Genomic DNA, 16,057 nt, shown 5'->3' with positions numbered 1-16,057 from the left:
CACAACCTGGGGCACCCGGTGCCGACCGGCCGCCCGCCGAGGTCGCCCGACGTGCCACTGATCTCAATGTACGACGCCGAGGCCAGGCCGGCCGCCGGCCAGCGTGCCGGTGTCCGCCATCCGGGAGACCAGGCGGTGCGCGGCGGCCGCGATCTCGTGCTCGGCGGCCCGCTGCGCCAGGTCCAGCAGCGCCCACAGGTCCGCGGCCCGGCCGAGCTCCACGAGCCGCTCCCCCAGGCCCATTCCCCGCAGCGGTTCGAGCACCGCCGCGGCCAGGACGGGGTCCTCGGCGAAGCGGAGCAGATTGCCGAGGTCGGTGTACGGCGATCCGGCGTGGGCGAACTCCCAGTCGATCAGGCCGGTGATCCGGGCGGTCTGCGGGTCGACCAGCAGGTTCTTCGGGTTGAAGTCGCTGTGCACGAGGCAGACCCGGTCGGCGCCGCCGGCGAGCAGCTCCTCGGCCTCGTCGATGACGGCCGCGAACCCGTCGCCCAGCTCCAGGTTCAGGCCCCCGACGTACTCCGTGAGGTCGCCGAGGCCGAACGGCTCCACGGTCAGTTCGCCGCCCCGGAACATCCCGGCCTGCAGGAACGGCATCCCGCTCAGCCGCGCCAGCACCTCCCCCAGCTGGGTTCCGGCCGTACGGCGCTGGTCGTCCGTCGCGGTGTCCAGGAACGCCTGCAGATTGACGCCGGGCAGCCGCTCGGTCAGCAGGTACGGCGGGTCCTCGTACGATCCCTCGCGCTTGAGGTCGAGCACCCGCGGCACCGGCAGCAGCCCGCGTACGAGCTCGAGCAGTGCGGCGTCCACGGGGGCCCGCTCCGGGTCCTTCGCGTAGAACTTGATGACCGCGTCCTCGCCGCCGGCGCTCACCGCGAACGTCTGCCCGCCGTACCCGCCTGTCAACGGAACGGCACTGGCCGCGAAGTCAGTCATACGTCTGACACTAGAGTGTCCGGCGTGAACAGGCCGGTACGGGAAGAGCTCACCGAAGCTCAGACGTCACGTGCCAGCCGGACGTACTGGGACTCGGCGGCCCCTGAGTACCTGGCCGAGCACGGCGACTTCCTCGGGGACGACCGGTTCGTCTGGTGCCCGGAAGGTGTCGACGAGGAGGCTGCCCAGCTACTCGGACCGGTCCGCGGCAAGCGGGTCCTGGAGGTCGGCTGCGGCGCGGCGCAGTGCTCACGCTGGCTCGCCGGGCAGGGCGCCGACGTGGTTGCCTTCGACATCTCGACCGAGCAACTCCGGATCGCGCAGCAGCTCGACGTACGCACCGGCACCGCGGTCCGCACGGTTGCGGCCGACGCCGTCGCGCTTCCCTACCGTGACACGACCTTCGACATCGCCTGCTCGGCGTTCGGCGCGCTGCCGTTCGTGGCCCACGTCGGTACGGCGTTCCGCGAGCTGGCGCGCGTCCTGAAGCCGGGAGGTCTGCTGGTGTTCTCGGTGACGCACCCGTTCCGCTGGACGATGCCTGACGATCCGTCGGCCGCCGGGTTGCGGATCACCCACTCCTACTTCGACCGGACGCCGTACGTCGAGGTCGACGCCGCCGGTACGCCGGTCTACGCCGAGCACCACCGCACCACCGGCGACTGGATCCGCGAGCTCACCGGCGCCGGCTTCGTCGTCGACGACCTGCTCGAACCGGAGTGGCCTGCCGGTCACGAGCTCGTCTGGGGCGGCTGGGGACCCGAACGTGGCCCTCTCGTCCCGGGCACCGCCATCTGGACCGCTCACAAGGGACAGCGCGCATGACCCGGTTCCCGGCAGTGGACGGGCTGCGGGTGATCGCCGCGCTCGCAGTGGTCGTGTCGCAGGTCGGGCTGCACACGCAGGCGCCGTTCGCCGGTGTCGTCTCCCGGCTGGACGTCGGCTGGGCGATCTTCTGTGCGCTGTCCGGCTTCCTGCTCTACCGGCCGCACGTGCTCGCCTGGTTCTCCGGCACCCTGCCGCCGCTGACCCTTCCATACCTGCGCGGCCGGGCCCTGCGCATCCTCCCGGTGCTGCTGGTCGCGGTGGTGCTGTCGATCGTTCTCGTCCCGGACCCGGCGTCCACCTACCTTCGCTGGGCCGTGCTGACGCCGCTCCCCTTCTACCTCCTGCTGCCCGGGCTAGGGCGGCTGTTGACCGGGTACGAACGTCCCACCCGCCGCAGTGTCCGCTGGCGGCTCCTCGTTCTGCTCGGTCTGACCGCCCTGGGGCCGGTCTGGATGGCTGTCGTCATGGCAACAGGAAACCCCGAAGCGGGTCTCTGGCTGCCCGGGTACCTCGGCTGGTTCGCGGTCGGCATGGGTATGGCGCTGTGGCAGGTCGCCCGCGCCACAGGTCGGCTTGGTGCGTCAACGCTCGACACGCTGACGAGGGTCCCGGCAACGCTCTGGGGCATCGCCGCTGCGCTCCTGTTGATTACCGCAACCCCGCTTGCCGGGCCGTACGACCACTCCGCGCCCACGCCGGCGCAGGCGCTGCTCAAGAACCTGATCTACACCGTGATCGTCGCCTGTGTGCTCTTCCCGGTCCTGACACCCACAGCGAGGACGGTCCGCGTGCTGGGTGGTCGGCCGGCGCGACTCGCCGCACCGCTTTCGTACGGCGTGGTGGCGTACCAGTTCGTCGTCCTTGGGCTGATCGACGGCCCGTTCGCCGTACAACTGCCAATGACGCTGCTGGCCTCCGTTGTGCTGGCGGCTCTGAGCTACCGCCTGGTCGAGCGCCCGGTCGTGCGCTTCGGGAAGAACACGGCGACGGCCAAGACCCCGAGCAGAGCGACCAGTCCGAGCAGCAGCCCGGCGCGGTAGGTCCGGTCCGGCATGAAGCGAGCCGTGACGACCTGCTCCGGCCCAGCCGGCAGCACCCAGCCCTGCTGCCAGCCGCCGATCCGGATCGGCGTGAGCTTCTGGCCGCTGCCGTCGTACGCCTCCCAGCCCTCGTTGTAGTTCTGGGCGACCGCCAGCACCGACGGCCCGTCGGCATCCGGCACCTCGACCGTCAGCTCGGCCGGGTTCGGGCGCCACACGTCCACGCCTTGCACCGGCGTCACGGACACGTCCCCGAATCCCGCCTTCGCCAGGGTGGTCTCGATCGGCACCACACCGCCGTTCGGCCGCACCTCCACCTGGTGGAGGCCGGACCGCAGCGGGATGGCCGACATCTGCCCGCACAAGCTGAACGCGACCGGCCGTCGCCGCAGCAGGTCCTGCAAGGTCGGGGTGATCTGCGTCCGCGCCGATACGCCGTCGATGCGGACCGCCGGCCCGTTCCCGCAGTACGCCGGGACCCGACGCTGCGGATCGACCGCCTTCCGCAGCTCGTCCGCTCCCAGCACCTCGACCTCGGTCACCCCGACCGGGCTGGTCCGGGCGTCCTGCAGCGGCTTCGTCGCCGTGAAGTCGATCTTCAGGGTCCGTGCGTGCCTGGCCGCGAACCGGACGTACCCGGCGGCGTCGACCGTGGCGGGCAGTGGCGCGCCGCCGTCGAAGTGCAGGACGACGTCGGCGGGCCGCGACCCGTCCAGATACGCGTCGGCCCGGAACCGCAGGGCCCGCACCTCCCTTGCCGCGGGCAACTTCAGGGTCAGGCTCGGCGCCGGGTCGTCCGGCGCCGCCTGCCAACCGGTTCCGAGGTCGCGGTCGACCGCGGCGTCCGGCCGCCCCTCCGGCGCCGCCACCGCCCGGGACGAGGCCGTCGCGGTGATCGCGCCCGGCGTCGAGAACAGCCGCTCGAGCGCCTCACCCTCCTGCGACAGGGCTGTCCCCCGCAGTTGGTACGTCGCCGCTTGCGGGAGCTGGACGCTCCGGGACAGGCCGTTCGGCTCGGCTGAGTCCTCGGCCTGGTCCTGACTGCACACGGCTCGCGAGCCGATGTGGAGACAGGCCGACCGCCCGACCTGGGCGTTCCGGAGGACGATCGCACTCGGCTGCCGCTCTGTCTGCTGACCGCTGGTAGAGATGAGCGGCAGGCCGTCCAGCTTGCCTGTCGCGTCCGCGCTGAGCACCGCTGCGCCCTCGCCGCCGAGCGCGGTCAGGACGGTCGGTACGTCGCCGGTGGTGCCGCCGACCGCTACGAGCCGGGATCGTGGGATCAGCCGCCCCGGCGTGGTCGCTCCGACGTCGTAGATCTCCACACTCGGGTACGGCAGGCGGGTCTGTCCGGCAGGGCCGAAGTACGCGACCCGTCCGATTCCGGCGTCGGCCAGGCTCTCGTGGATCGCCAGCGCCGGCGGACCGTCCTGCCGGTCGTTGCGCACCACGACATAGCGGACGCCGTCGCGGCTCAGTTCTTGCCGCAGCGCCTGGTCACCGACACCGGAGTCGACACGGTTCCGCGTGTCGTCCGTGAGCGCAGCCAAAGGACGCTTCACCAGGGCGGCGAGCGGCTCGTTGGAGTCCGACAGCACAAGGACACTGCCCGGCGCGGTCTGCTCGTCGAGCCAGCTGGCTGCGTCCTCCCAATGTGCCGGGATCGCAGGGAACGCCCCGTCCGGTCGTGAGAGCACCACGGGCAGCGCGGCAGCCACCGCGAGACAGGTGGCCAGCACAGGTATGACGCGGCGGTGGACGCCCCGCGACACGGTCACATTGGTCAGGCGACGCAGGTAGTGCGCAACGGCGAGCGCGAGCGGTACGCCGACCACCACACCGGCCACCGGCGCCCAGCGCGGCCCTGGCGGCGTAGCGCCGTACCGGAGCAGCATTAGCAGCGGGACCAGCCACCAGATCGACACGGCGACAACGAAGCCCAGCCAGACCGCGGCCAGCTTCACCCTGACGCGGACCAGCAGCCAGATCGCAGGTACGACGAGGGTCGCGGCGCTCGCGACCGGATTGGCCGCGCCGATCAGGGCGAAAGCGACAGCCGACCAGCTGGCGCGCCACCAACCGGAGCGGGCTCGTGACGAGACGAGTGGCAGGAGGATCCACGGAGCCATGGCCATCGGCCACACCTCGGTGGGGAGCTCACCGAACGCCCGCGGCGCCAAGGCATACAGCAGGGCAACAGCGAGACGCGTCCACGGCACGCCGTACTGCAGGACGTTGCACAGCTTCCAGATGCCGAGGAAGGCAACGCACAGGACCAGCGACCACCACAGGCGCTGGGTAACCCAGTCGGGCACCGACAGCGCCTTCAGTAGCCAGTGAAACGGGCCGATCGGAAACAAATAGCCGTAAGCGTCGGTCTGCAGTTGACCGAACGAACTGTGCGGATCCCACAGGTGCAGCGCGCGCGACAGGAACCCGCCAGGCCCGGCGGTCAACTCCAGCCTGCGATCCGGAACGATCTGGCCGGGAGCATGCTGGAAACACAGAGCGATCAGAGCCAGGCATCCCAGGACGAGCCGTGCCCGCCAGACGACCTGCTCCGAACTACCCGCTCTCAGCCTCCTCACCGGCGGGACATTAACGGATCCTGCGGCCTCGAACCGACATCGTTACCTCTCGGTGATGGAGGCTGTGTCGAGGTAATCGCTCACGGCAGCCGGTCCGCCGTTCGCGGCGACCAGCAGCCGCCGGGCAGGTCCGTTGTGACGCTGGGCCGGACAAGCCGTACGGTGAGGTCGAGCACCGTCACACCATCGATCCGAGGCAGCGCGAATGACGTCTGGCACCACACCGGCCAGTGCACCGAAGGCCAAGCGCCTGGCCTTCCTGCGGCGGGCCACTGTGGTCGCCGTGGCCATGGCGATCATGAACGTGGCCGCCTACGGCTTCACGCTGATCGGCACCCACCGGCTCGTCCCGGAGCAGTTCGGCGCCCTCACGGCCCTGCTGGGGCTGCTGCTGATCGGCAACGTGGCCTCGCTCGGCCTGCAGGCGGCCGGGGCTCGGCAGCTCGCCACGCACTCCGGTGCCGGCGCCGGGGCACTGGCCGACACGATGTTGAAGGCGGGCAACCGAGCGGCGCTCGTACTGACCGCGGTCTGTCTCGCGCTCACGCCCGTTTTCATGTGGCTGCTGCACATCGACTCGGTGGTCTCGATCGTGCTGCTCGCGCCGACGCTCGGCTGCCTGACGGTGATGGGGGCGCAGCTCGGCGTCCTGCAGGGCAGCAAACGCTGGACCGAGCTGGCCGTCATCTACACCTTGACCGGTGTCGGCCGCCTCGTCCTGGGCGGCGGCGCGCTGCTGGTGCGGCCGACGCTCGACGCGGCGATGATCGGTCTCGCGCTCGGCGCCGCCGTACCGATCATCGTCGGCCGCTGGGTCCTCCGCGGATCGACGGGTGCGACCAAGGAGCAGATCAAGACCGTGCTGCGGGAAGCGGCATTCGGCACCCACACGCTGCTCGCGTTCTTCGTCATCGCCAACGCCGACGTGCTGTTCGCCCGCGCCCTGCTCGACGGCACCGACAGCGGCTACTACGCGGCCGGCGTGATCATCGCGAAGGCCTGCCTGTTCCTGCCGCAGTTCGTGATCGTGCTGGTGTTCCCGACACTCGCACAGTCCCCGGGTGACACCCAGCGGCTGCGCAAGGCGATCGCGGCCGTCGCGGGGCTCGGTGTGTGCACGGTCATCGGCACGCTGATCCTTCCCGATCTCGTCGTCGCGGTCATCGGCGGCGCGGACAAGTACGCGCCGCTCGGTCCGTACACCTGGCTGTTCGCGGTCTCCGGTTCCGCGTACGCCGTCCTGCAGCTGGTCGTGTACGCCGCGATCGCGCAGCAGGAGAAGCGCGCCGCGCTGGGCATCTGGATCGGGCTGGTCGTGCTCGCCGCGGCCGCCGGCATCGTGCTCGGCACCGGTCTCGCCACCGGCCTGAACGGCGTGAAGGTGCTGGTCGCGATGACCAGCACCTGCGCGCTGCTGCTGTCGGCGGTCCTGGCCGCGGGTCTCCACCGCCAGGCCGCCGACTCACCACAAGCTTGATTTCGCGAACCGCCGGGCGAACGTGTTCGCCACGACGAGCAGCACCAGCCCGATCACCGATCGGAACAGGCCGATCGCGGTCGCGTAGCTGAACTGCGGAACCGCGGACGCCAGGCCGATCTTGTACACGTAGGTGTCGATCACCTCGGCGGTGTCGAGGTTCAGGTTGTTCTGCATCAGCAGCACCTTCTCGAACCCGACGGACAGGATCGAGCCGATGTTCAGGATCAGCAGGATCACCGCCACCGGCACGATCGCGGGCAGGTCGATGTGCCACATCCGCCGCAACCGCGACGCGCCGTCCACGATCGCCGCCTCGTGCAGCTCCGGCGGCACAGTGGTCAACGCGGCCAGGTAGATGATCGCCGCGAACCCCATGGTCTGCCAGGCACCCGACCAGACGTAGAGATGCCGGAACAGCCCGGCGTCACCGAGGAAGTCGACCGGGCCGAGACCGAACAGACCGATGAGCCTGTTCGCCACGCCGGTGCTCGGGTTCGTCAGCACGACGATGAGACCCACCACGACCACGGTGGAGATGAAGTGCGGCGCGTAGGTGATCAGCTGCGCCGACCGGCTGAACCACTTCTTGCGGACCGTGTTCAGGCACAGCGCCAGGATGATCGGCAACGGGAACGTCGCGACCAGCTCGTACACGTGCAGGAACACCGTGTTCCGGATCAGCCGCCAGAACTGGTACGACTCCACGAACCGGTCGAAGTGTTTGAGTCCCACCCACGGGCTGCCGAGGATCCCGGACACGACGTTGTAGTCCTTGAAGGCGATGACCACGCCGTACATCGGCCAGTAGGCGAAGATCGCCAGCCAGATCAACGGCAGCGCGAGCATCACGTACAGCTGCCAGTGCCGCCGCATCCGGAGTCCGAGTCCGACCGAGGACTTCGCCGAGCGGGTCCGCTTGTGGGCGGCGTCACGCACCGCCGGACGGGCTTGTGTCGAGGTCGTCATGTGCTCATCCCTTCAGCGAGCCGACCATGGCCCCCTTGACGAAGTGCTTCTGCACGAACGGGTAGACCAGCAACGGCGGGATCATCCCGATCACGATCAGCGAGTACTTGAGCTGCTGCTGGAGTTCCTTCAGCTGCGCGAGCTTGCTCGTGTCGGGCATCTGCGACGGGTCGACCTTGCTCTGGATGAGGATCTGCCGCAGCACCACCTGCAGCGGGAACAGGTGCTCGTTGGTCAGGTAGATCAGCGCGTTGAAGAACGTGTTCCACTGGCCGACGGCGTAGAAGAGCAGGTTCACCGCGATGATCGGTTTGCTCAGCGGCAGCACGATCCGCCAGAAGAACCCGAAGTCGCTGCAGCCGTCCACCCGCCCGGCCTCGACCAGCTCCTCCGGGATCGTCACCATGAAGTAGGTCCGGGTGATGATCACGTTCCAGACCGCCATCGCGGTGGGCAGGATCATCGCCCAGCGGGTGTTCAGCAGGCCGAGCTGATCCACGACCAGGTACGTCGGGATCAGTCCGCCGCTGAACATCATCGTGAACACGAACGCCGCCATGATCAGCCCCTTGCCCGGCAAACCCTTGCGGGACAGGGGGTACGCCGCGAGCAGCGTGAGGACCGTGGCGACACAGGAGCCGGCGACCGCGTAGAACACGGAGTTGCCGAAGCTGCTGACGATCGCGTCGTAGTCGAAGATCGCCTTGTACGCGTCCAGCGTGAAGCCGACCGGCCACAGCCACACCTCGCCGGCCGACACCTTCTTGGTGTTGCTGACCGAGGCGCTGAGCACGTAGACGATCGGGTACAGGATCGCGAGGCAGAACAGGCCGAGGGCCGCGTAGATACAGGCCAGGGCGATCTTGTCGCCGCGGGTGTCCTGGATCGGCGCGCCTCCGCCCAGCCGCCGCTCGTCCGGCGGCAAGGTCCCGGCGGCACTCATCCGTTGTAGGTCTCGTAGGCGGCCTGCTGCAGGTCCAGGTACGGTTTCACGCCGATCTTCTCGACCCGGTCCTTGAAGTCGTTCCAGGCGCCGTCGTCGTTCGGGTCCAGCTGCCCGGTGACGAACTTCGAGAACGACAGGTTGACCTCGCTCTTCAGGTTCGTCTTCAGCTCCGCTTCCTGCGCGGCCTGGTCCTGGTCCAGCGTGACCGGCGGGAACTGCATCTCCTGCGGCTGCTTGTAGGGGAAGTAGTTGTCCACGGTCTGCTGGTACAGCGGCTTCTCGAAGGTCAGGTCCTTCGGGTTCACCCGCTCGGCGAGCCGGAAGTCCTGCGAGCGGTACATCGTGTTGTCCTGGCTCCAGCTGACGTTCTTCTCGGTGTTCCAGGTCGCCGAGAAGCCGTAGACCGCCTGCTTGCCGTTGATCCCGAGCTCACCCTTCTTGGCCCACTCGAACTTCGGGCCGCCGTATCCGCGCAGGATCGCCTCCAGCTCCATCTGAGCGTCGGCCCACTGGACCAGCAGCTCCGGCTTCGCGCACTTCTTGGTGATCACCAGCTTCGCCACCTCGACGCCGACGCCGAGGTAGTTCCAGGCGGCGTACCGGACCCCGTTCGGCCCCTTCAGCGGCGGGACCGCGAGGTACTTGCGCCAGCGCGCGTTCGGGTCCTTCTGGTCGATGTCCAGGAAGCCGCCCCAGTAGTACGAGCGGGCGCCGCCGATGATCGGCTTGCCCGGCGCGTTGCCGTAGCGGTCCATCTGGTCCTGGTCGGCCGTGAACACGTCCTTGTTGATCAGGCCCTCGGCGTACATCCCGTGGATGAACTTCAGGCCCTCGCGCCACTCGTCCTTGGTGAAGGTCACGTCGACCTTGCCGTCGTTCACCACCAGCCACGGATCGCCGGGGTTGTAGAGGAACGAGTTCATGAAGAACGTGTCCAGCGGCGCGTCCTTGTAGCCGCAGAACGGGATCGTCCGGCCGTTGCCGCCGAGGTCGGCCTTCTTGAACGCACGCAGCAGCTCGACGAACTCGTCGGTGGTCTCCGGGACGTCCAGCCCGACCTGCTCGATCCAGTCGGTGTTCAGGAACGTGCGCCCGTTGCTCGCCCGGCAGTGGTAGCAGTCGTTGACGTTCGGGAAGGAGTAGATCTTCTTGTCCGGCGCCTGGACCAGCTTGCGGGCGTCCGGGTAGTCCTTCATCGCCTGCTGCAGGTTCAGCGCGTACGAGCCGATGTACTGGTCGACGTCGGTGAACAGGCCCTGCTGGCCGTACAGGAACAGCTGCGACCGGGTGAAGTGGATCCCCATGAAGGCGTCCGGGATGTCGCCGGCGGCGATCATCGCGTTCACCTTGGTCATGATGTCGTCGTCGGTACCGCCGATCTGGTTCCACTCGATGTGGATGTTGGTCTTCTGCTCGAGCCACTTCGTGAACGCGTTGGTCCGCCAGTCGCCGATCGTCACGTCCTGCGGTACGACGATCTTGAAGGTGACCTTCTCCGAGGAAATCGGCTTGAGCTCGCGGGCGACCGGGCCGACGTACCCCTCGGGGTACTGCACGGTCGTCAGCTTCGGGCCGAGAGTGACGCTGGGCGCGGCCTGCCCGGCGCCGCCGGTGCCGCTGCTCGCACTGCTCGAGCCGCTGCACCCGCTGAGCAGACCGCCGCCGGCTGTCGCCGCGGTCAGTCCGATCGCCCCCGCGATGAGTGATCGACGGCTGAGCCCCTTGCGCGCGTCGTCGTTCGGCATGGTTCCTCCTAGGCGGCTGGTCGGAACGAAGTCGATACGAGATCCGATACGGATATCCAATAGGATCTCGGATCTTTGCCCGGGAGAATGACATAGATCAGGACGCTACGGAAGAGCTCGCCGCCACTGAAAGGGATCGATCGGTCACTGTTCGTATCTTGCGCGGCAAGCGGTTACCGCTTGCGTGCGGGCACCCAAATTCCTTGCGCTGAAGAAAGGTCCTGGACCGGCCTGGGTAGGGTGCTGGGCATGCCGACGCCGAAGTTCATCCTCGAGTTGCGCCAGAAGATCGGGAACGACCTGCTGTGGCTGACCGGGATCAGCGGGGTGGTGCTGAACGACCGCGACGAGGTCCTGCTGGTCAGGCGCGCCGACAACGGCCGGTGGAGCCTGGTCGCCGGCATCCTCGAGCCGGGCGAGCAGCCGGCCGTCGGGCTGGTGCGCGAGATCCAGGAGGAGACCGCGGTCGAGGCCGTGGCCGAGCGTCTGGTCAGCGTCGAGTCACTGCCGCCCAGCAGTTACCCGAACGGCGACCAGGTCCAGTTCCTCGACCTCTGCTTCCGCTGCCGTGCCGTCGCCGGCGAGCCCCGCGTGAACGACGACGAGTCCCTCGACGTCCGTTGGTGGCCGCTGAACGACCTTCCGGACCTACCGGCCCGGGACCGGATCTGCATCGAGAACGCCCTCTCCCCCGGTCCGGCCCCGGTCTTCGTCACCGCCGAAGGCTGACCTGCAGGTCCCGGAGCCAACGCTCCCTGATCGCCGGCTCCCGGCTCAGCAGCTCCGCGAGCATCCGCCGTACCTCCGGCGACCGCCCGGCGGCGACGACCCGCACAGCCTCGGCCAGCGCGATCCGGGTCCGCTCGTCGCGGCGCGGATCCGCAGCCTCGGGGGCCGTCCACCTGGTACGGCGGAAGGAGCCGGCGGTCTTGTGCTGGTAATTGCCGAAATACGACCACAGCCGGGCGTCGAGCGACACGTTCCGGATCGCCGAGGCCGGCAGCTCGGCCGCGAAATCGGCGTGCTGCTGCCAGCGCCAGGTGTTCGGGCTGGTCTTCGTCCGGGTCGTGATCCCGACGAACCGGAGCTGCCGGCGGATCACGTCCCACTGCGCGTGCTCGTCGTCGATCCACCGCCGGAGCACGCCGTACAGGTTCCCGAACGTCGACCCTTCGTGAACCAGATCGACGAACACCGTCGGCCGCCCCCGCATCAGGTCCGCCGGAGCGAGACCGTCCGCAGCCAGGTTGGTCCGGAGCTGCCGGAGCTCGGTGTCGGTGAAGCCCTTGCCGTCACCACCGAACAGCGACAGCGGGAGGGGATGCAACCTCGAGCTCCATCCGGTACCGGCGAGCGCCCCACTGAGCAAGTCGAACAGGCTGTCCACCGAGCGGCCCACGAAGTACAGGTCGCCGTCGCCGCACTGTCCGAGGACCCGGGCCGCGCAGCGGACCAGGTCCTCCAGGAAGAACAGCTCCCAGGTCTGGACGTCGTCGAGCAGCGAGCCGAGGTTGTCCGGCCGGATCAGGTCCCATCTGAACGGCCGAGTCGGCTCCGTCAACTCAGTGCGCGGCTTCGTGCCAGGTGCGGCCGATGCCTACCGAGACGTCGAGGGGGACGGCCATGTCGACGGCGTGGCCCATGTCGTGGCGGACCAGCTCCTCCAGGGCCTCCCGCTCGCCCGGGGCGATCTCGAAGACCAGTTCGTCGTGGACCTGGAGGAGCATCCGCGACTTCAGGCCGGACTCGTGCAGTGAGCGGTCGACCTTCAGCATCGCCATCTTGATGACGTCGGCGGCCGAGCCCTGGATCGGCGCGTTCAACGCCATCCGCTCGGCCATCTCACGCCGCTGCCGGTTGTCACTGGTCAGGTCCGGCAGGTAGCGCCGGCGGCCCAGGATCGTCTCGGTGTACCCGGTCTTGCCGGCGTCGATCACGATCGACCGCAGGTAGTCCCGGACCCCGCCGAAGCCCTCGAAGTACTCGTCCATCAGTCCCTTGGCCTCGTCGACGCCGATCTTCAACTGCTGGCTCAGCCCGTACGCCGACAGGCCGTAGGCGAGGCCGTAGTTCATCGCCTTGATCTTCGCGCGCTGCTCCTGGGTCACCGCGGACGGCTCGACCGAGAACACCCGGGACGCGGTCACCGAGTGGAAGTCCATCCCGGAGTTGAACGCGTCGATCAGGCCCTGGTCCTGCGAGACGTGCGCCATGATGCGCATCTCGATCTGGCTGTAGTCGGCCGACATCAGCGACTCGTAGCCCTCGCCGACCACGAACGCCTGCCGAATCCGGCGGCCCTCCTCGGTGCGGATCGGGATGTTCTGCAGGTTCGGCTCGGTGGAGCTCAGCCGCCCGGTCGCCGCGATGGTCTGGTTGAACGTCGTGTGGATCCGGCCGTCGCGCGGGCTGATCGTCTTCAGCAGCCCCTCGACCGTCTGCCGCAGCCGGGTCGCGTCCCGATGCGCCAGCAGGTACGCCAGGAAGGGGTGCTCGGTCTTCTCGAACAGCGCCTGCAGCGAGTCGGCGTCGGTGGTGTAGCCGGTCTTCGTGCGCTTGGTCTTCGGCATCTGCAGCTCGTCGAACAGCACCACCTGGAGCTGCTTCGGCGACCCGAGGTTGATCTCCTTGCCGATCACCTCGTACGCCGCGGTGGCCGCTTCCCGGACGCCGGTGGCGAACCGGTCCTCGAGCTCCTCCAGGTACGGCCGGTCGACCGCGATGCCGTCGCGCTCCATCCCGGCGATGACCTGGATCAGCGGCAGCTCGACGTCCGCGAGCAGCGCCGTCCCGGCCTGCTTCTCGAGCTCGGCGTCGAGGGTGTCGGCGAGGTCGGCGATCGCGCGCGCCCGCAGCATCGTGTGGTCCGCGGCCGGACCGCCCTCGACGTCGTCGAAGCTGAGCTGACCGTTCTCCGCCTCCTCGTTGCGTAGCTCGCGCTTGAGGTAACGCACCGTCAGATCGGCCAGATCGTAGGCCCGCTGGTCCGGGCGGACGAGATACGCGCTCAGCTGGGTGTCCGAGCTGAGGCCGGCCAGCGTCCAGCCGCGCTCCAGGAACCCGAGCAGCGGGCCCTTCACGTCGTGCAGCGCCTTCGGCTGCTTCTCGTCGGCCAGCCATGCCTGCCACGCCGAGTCGTCGTCCGGCGTCATCGTGGTCGGGTCGAACCAGGCCGCCGCACCGGACGCGTTCGCCAGCGCCAGCCCGGTGATCTGACCGGTGCCGCCGCCCCAGCTGCCCTGCACCGCGACGCCGACCCGCTCGCCGCCGCTGACGTGCTCCTTGAGCCAGGCGCCCACCTCGCCCGGCTTCAGCTGCGCACCGTCCAGCTCGAACCCGTGGTCGACGGTCGCGTCGACCTCCTCGTGCTCGGCGACCAGCCGCTCGCGCAGCACCCGGAACTCCAGGCTGTCGAACAGCGTGTGCACCTTCTCCCGGTCCCACGGCACCCGGGCCAGGTCGTCGACCGCGACGTCCAAGGTGAGGTCGCGGACCAGCTCATTGATCTGCCGGTTCCGGATCACGTCGGCGAGGTGCTCACGCAGCGACTCCCCGGCCTTGCCCTTGATCTCGTTCACCCGGTCGACCACGTCGTTCAGCGAGCCGAACTGGTTCAGCCACTTGGCGGCCGTCTTCGGACCGACACCGGGCACGCCCGGGAGGTTGTCGCTCTGCTCCCCCACCAGCGCGGCGAGATCCGGATACAGCCGGGGGCCGACGCCGTATTTCTCCTCGATCGCGGCCGGATCCATCCGGGCGATCTCGGACACGCCGCGCTTCGGGTACAGCACCGTGACGTTCTCGTTGACCAGCTGGAACGAGTCCCGGTCACCGCTGCTGATCAGCACCTCGAAACCCTGCTCGGAGGCCTGGGTGGCGAGCGTCGCGATGATGTCGTCGGCCTCCCAGCCGTCGATCTCCGTGGTCGGGATCCGGAGCGCCTCCAGCACCTCCTTGACCAGCGAGATCTGGCCGCTGAACTCGTCCGGCGACTTCGACCGGCCGGCCTTGTACTCCGCGTACTGCTCGGTGCGGAAGGTCTTGCGGGAGACGTCGAACGCGACGCAGACGTGCGTGGGCTGCTCGTCGCGGAGCATGTTGATCAGCATCGAGGTGAACCCGTACACCGCGTTGGTGTGCTGGCCCGTGGTGGTGGAGAAGTTCTCCACCGGGAGCGCGTAGAACGCCCGGTAGGCCAGCGAGTGCCCGTCCAGCAGCAGGATCCGCGGTCGCCCGGCGCCCGGGGTCGCGGAATCCTTGGTCATCGTCGTCGTATCCGTCTCTGCAGCCACATACCGACTCTAGTGGCTCCCGGGGACAGTTCTGACACACTGCTTCCGTGACAGATGAATCGAATCTCGGACCGGGCATGGCCCTGGAGGGCACCCTCCTGCAGACGATGGGAATCGTCGTCGGCGAGGCGACCGCGGAGCGGGTCGTGGCCACCATGCCGGTGAAGGGCAACACCCAGCCGTACGGACTGCTGCACGGCGGCGCGTCCTGTGTCCTCGCCGAGAGCCTCGGCTCGATCGGCTCCGCCCTGCACGCGGCGACGTACGGCAAGGTCGCGGTCGGTGTGGACATCAACGCGACCCACCACCGCGCCGTCCGCGACGGGGTCGTCACCGGCGTCGCGACCCCGATCTACCTCGGCCGGACGACGACGTCGTACGAGGTGATCGTCACCGACGAGCGGGACAAGCGGGTCTGCACGGCGCGGATCACTTGCCAGCTGATTCAGAGGCCCGGCGAGTAGGGAGCGCCGTCGCGAGCGTCGTCCCGCGGAGTGCTGGGCAAGGCGGAGGAGGGAGGCAGGACGGAGTCCTTCCGACCGACGACAACGCCGCCCAGCGCCCGCGGGACGGCGCGCAGCAGGCGCTCCCTACTCGCCGGGCCTCTACGGCTCCGCCCGGGAGCTGACTGCGCGGCGGGCGATCGCCGAGCGCCGCGACGACAGCAGGGCGAGCAGGTTCGGTGCGTGCTCGGCGTTGAGCCGGCGGCGCACGGTGTGCGTGTTCGCGAACCGCAGTACGCCGGCCTGCCCGAGGCCGAGCCGGGCCAGGAACCGGTTCGCCTCGCGGGCGATCGCGGGCGCGACCACGGCCAGGTGCACGCAGCTCTCGTGCTCGGCCCAGGCGACCGCCTCCGCGATCAGCGCCTTGCCCAGGCCGTGCCGGCGGGCCGAGTCGCTGACGTGCAGGTACTCGATCGTGACCGTGGTGTCGTCGTGCAGCGGGCTGATCGCGGTACGGCGCAGGTAGGCCATCCCGTGCACCTGGCCGTCCAGCTCGACGACCAGCAGCCGGCCGAACGGATCGTCCAGGTGCTTGCTGACGGCAACCTCGGCGGCGGCCTCCGACGGCGGCGCCGGGAGCCGGGACGGCAGACCCGCGGCGGTGCTGAGCTCACGCCACATCGCCACCAGGGCGGCGGCATCGCCCGCACGGGCGTCCCTCACCTCGACGGCAGCCACCACAGCGACCTCCCGGTCCGGTCCACCCCCGAGGTGAACAGACGGGCCGATACGC

13 protein-coding genes are annotated in these 16,057 nt (G+C 69.1%); 5 read left to right on the top strand and 8 right to left on the bottom strand.

Features of this window, described 5'->3' with window-relative positions; all coding sequences use genetic code 11:
- Positions 1–63 precede the first annotated feature (63 nt).
- Positions 64–936 (bottom strand): phosphotransferase, encoded by an 873-nt coding sequence (locus ABZX12_RS06075; RefSeq protein WP_355690278.1) that lies wholly within the window; start codon positions 934–936, stop codon positions 64–66.
- A gap of 24 nt (positions 937–960) precedes the next feature.
- Here ABZX12_RS06075 and ABZX12_RS06070 point away from each other — a divergent pair, with 24 nt between their 5' ends.
- Complete coding sequence (locus tag ABZX12_RS06070; RefSeq protein WP_355690277.1) at positions 961–1,761, top strand: methyltransferase domain-containing protein; 801 nt, start codon at positions 961–963, stop codon at positions 1,759–1,761.
- On the top strand, positions 1,758–2,804 hold the full coding sequence (locus ABZX12_RS06065) for an acyltransferase (protein ID WP_355690275.1): 1,047 nt from the start codon (positions 1,758–1,760) through the stop codon (positions 2,802–2,804). Before ABZX12_RS06070 ends, ABZX12_RS06065 begins: the two co-directional genes overlap by 4 nt.
- Here ABZX12_RS06065 and ABZX12_RS06060 read toward each other — a convergent pair.
- Complete coding sequence (locus ABZX12_RS06060) at positions 2,702–5,392, bottom strand: alpha-(1->3)-arabinofuranosyltransferase family protein (RefSeq protein ID WP_355690274.1); 2,691 nt, start codon at positions 5,390–5,392, stop codon at positions 2,702–2,704. The two genes, ABZX12_RS06065 and ABZX12_RS06060, sit on opposite strands and share 103 nt — an antisense overlap.
- 205 nt (positions 5,393–5,597) lie before the next feature.
- On the opposite strand from ABZX12_RS06060, the gene ABZX12_RS06055 reads away from it, so the two are divergent.
- Positions 5,598–6,869, top strand: coding sequence for a polysaccharide biosynthesis protein (locus ABZX12_RS06055; RefSeq protein WP_355690273.1), 1,272 nt, complete (start codon positions 5,598–5,600; stop codon positions 6,867–6,869).
- On the opposite strand, the gene ABZX12_RS06050 is transcribed toward ABZX12_RS06055, so the two are convergent.
- From ABZX12_RS06050 to ABZX12_RS06040, 3 genes are read right to left on the bottom strand one after another with little or no spacing between them, the layout of a single operon-like run.
- Positions 6,855–7,838 carry an ABC transporter permease subunit gene (locus ABZX12_RS06050; RefSeq protein WP_355690271.1) on the bottom strand — a complete coding sequence of 328 codons (984 nt, stop codon included), beginning with the start codon at positions 7,836–7,838 and terminating at the stop codon, positions 6,855–6,857. The two genes, ABZX12_RS06055 and ABZX12_RS06050, sit on opposite strands and share 15 nt — an antisense overlap.
- 4 nt (positions 7,839–7,842) lie before the next feature.
- Complete coding sequence (locus tag ABZX12_RS06045) at positions 7,843–8,781, bottom strand: carbohydrate ABC transporter permease (RefSeq protein WP_355690270.1); 939 nt, start codon at positions 8,779–8,781, stop codon at positions 7,843–7,845.
- Positions 8,778–10,529, bottom strand: coding sequence for an extracellular solute-binding protein (locus ABZX12_RS06040; RefSeq protein WP_355690269.1), 1,752 nt, complete (start codon positions 10,527–10,529; stop codon positions 8,778–8,780). The genes ABZX12_RS06045 and ABZX12_RS06040 overlap by 4 nt, the downstream gene beginning before the upstream one ends.
- 249 nt (positions 10,530–10,778) lie before the next feature.
- Here ABZX12_RS06040 and ABZX12_RS06035 point away from each other — a divergent pair, with 249 nt between their 5' ends.
- Positions 10,779–11,258, top strand: a complete 480-nt coding sequence (locus ABZX12_RS06035) for an NUDIX domain-containing protein (protein ID WP_355690267.1) — start codon at positions 10,779–10,781, stop codon at positions 11,256–11,258.
- Here the strand turns inward: ABZX12_RS06035 and ABZX12_RS06030 are convergent.
- Both ABZX12_RS06030 and polA read right to left on the bottom strand, forming a co-directional pair.
- The gene (locus ABZX12_RS06030) at positions 11,242–12,090 is read right to left on the bottom strand and encodes a hypothetical protein (protein ID WP_355690266.1); all 849 of its coding nucleotides are present in this window, start codon (positions 12,088–12,090) and stop codon (positions 11,242–11,244) included. The two genes, ABZX12_RS06035 and ABZX12_RS06030, sit on opposite strands and share 17 nt — an antisense overlap.
- 1 nt (position 12,091) lies before the next feature.
- Positions 12,092–14,794, bottom strand: a complete 2,703-nt coding sequence (polA, locus tag ABZX12_RS06025; RefSeq protein WP_355691309.1) for a DNA polymerase I — start codon at positions 14,792–14,794, stop codon at positions 12,092–12,094.
- A gap of 74 nt (positions 14,795–14,868) precedes the next feature.
- Between polA and ABZX12_RS06020 the strand changes: the two genes are divergently transcribed.
- Positions 14,869–15,285 carry a hotdog fold thioesterase gene (locus ABZX12_RS06020; protein WP_355690264.1) on the top strand — a complete coding sequence of 139 codons (417 nt, stop codon included), beginning with the start codon at positions 14,869–14,871 and terminating at the stop codon, positions 15,283–15,285.
- Between the two features lie 141 nt (positions 15,286–15,426).
- On the opposite strand, the gene ABZX12_RS06015 is transcribed toward ABZX12_RS06020, so the two are convergent.
- On the bottom strand, positions 15,427–16,002 hold the full coding sequence (locus ABZX12_RS06015) for a GNAT family N-acetyltransferase (RefSeq protein WP_355690262.1): 576 nt from the start codon (positions 16,000–16,002) through the stop codon (positions 15,427–15,429).
- Positions 16,003–16,057 lie beyond the last annotated feature (55 nt).

The sequence above is a fragment of the Kribbella sp. NPDC003505 genome, assembly GCF_040610875.1.
GTDB lineage: Bacteria > Actinomycetota > Actinomycetes > Propionibacteriales > Kribbellaceae > Kribbella.
Note: the sequence above shows the minus strand (reverse complement) of the source record. Positions and strands in the feature narration are given on the sequence as shown.

Bases quoted from the DNA above. Each gene is read 5' to 3' on its own strand.
- ABZX12_RS06035 (WP_355690267.1), top strand. From the start codon at position 10,779: ATGCCGACGCCGAAGTTCATCCTCGAGTTGCGCCAGAAGATCGGGAAC.
- ABZX12_RS06045 (WP_355690270.1), bottom strand. From the start codon at position 8,781: ATGAGTGCCGCCGGGACCTTGCCGCCGGACGAGCGGCGGCTGGGCGGA.
- polA (WP_355691309.1), bottom strand. From the start codon at position 14,794: ATGACCAAGGATTCCGCGACCCCGGGCGCCGGGCGACCGCGGATCCTG.
- ABZX12_RS06050 (WP_355690271.1), bottom strand. From the start codon at position 7,838: ATGACGACCTCGACACAAGCCCGTCCGGCGGTGCGTGACGCCGCCCAC.
- ABZX12_RS06040 (WP_355690269.1), bottom strand. From the start codon at position 10,529: ATGCCGAACGACGACGCGCGCAAGGGGCTCAGCCGTCGATCACTCATC.
- ABZX12_RS06075 (WP_355690278.1), bottom strand. From the start codon at position 936: ATGACTGACTTCGCGGCCAGTGCCGTTCCGTTGACAGGCGGGTACGGC.
- ABZX12_RS06065 (WP_355690275.1), top strand. From the start codon at position 1,758: ATGACCCGGTTCCCGGCAGTGGACGGGCTGCGGGTGATCGCCGCGCTC.
- ABZX12_RS06055 (WP_355690273.1), top strand. From the start codon at position 5,598: ATGACGTCTGGCACCACACCGGCCAGTGCACCGAAGGCCAAGCGCCTG.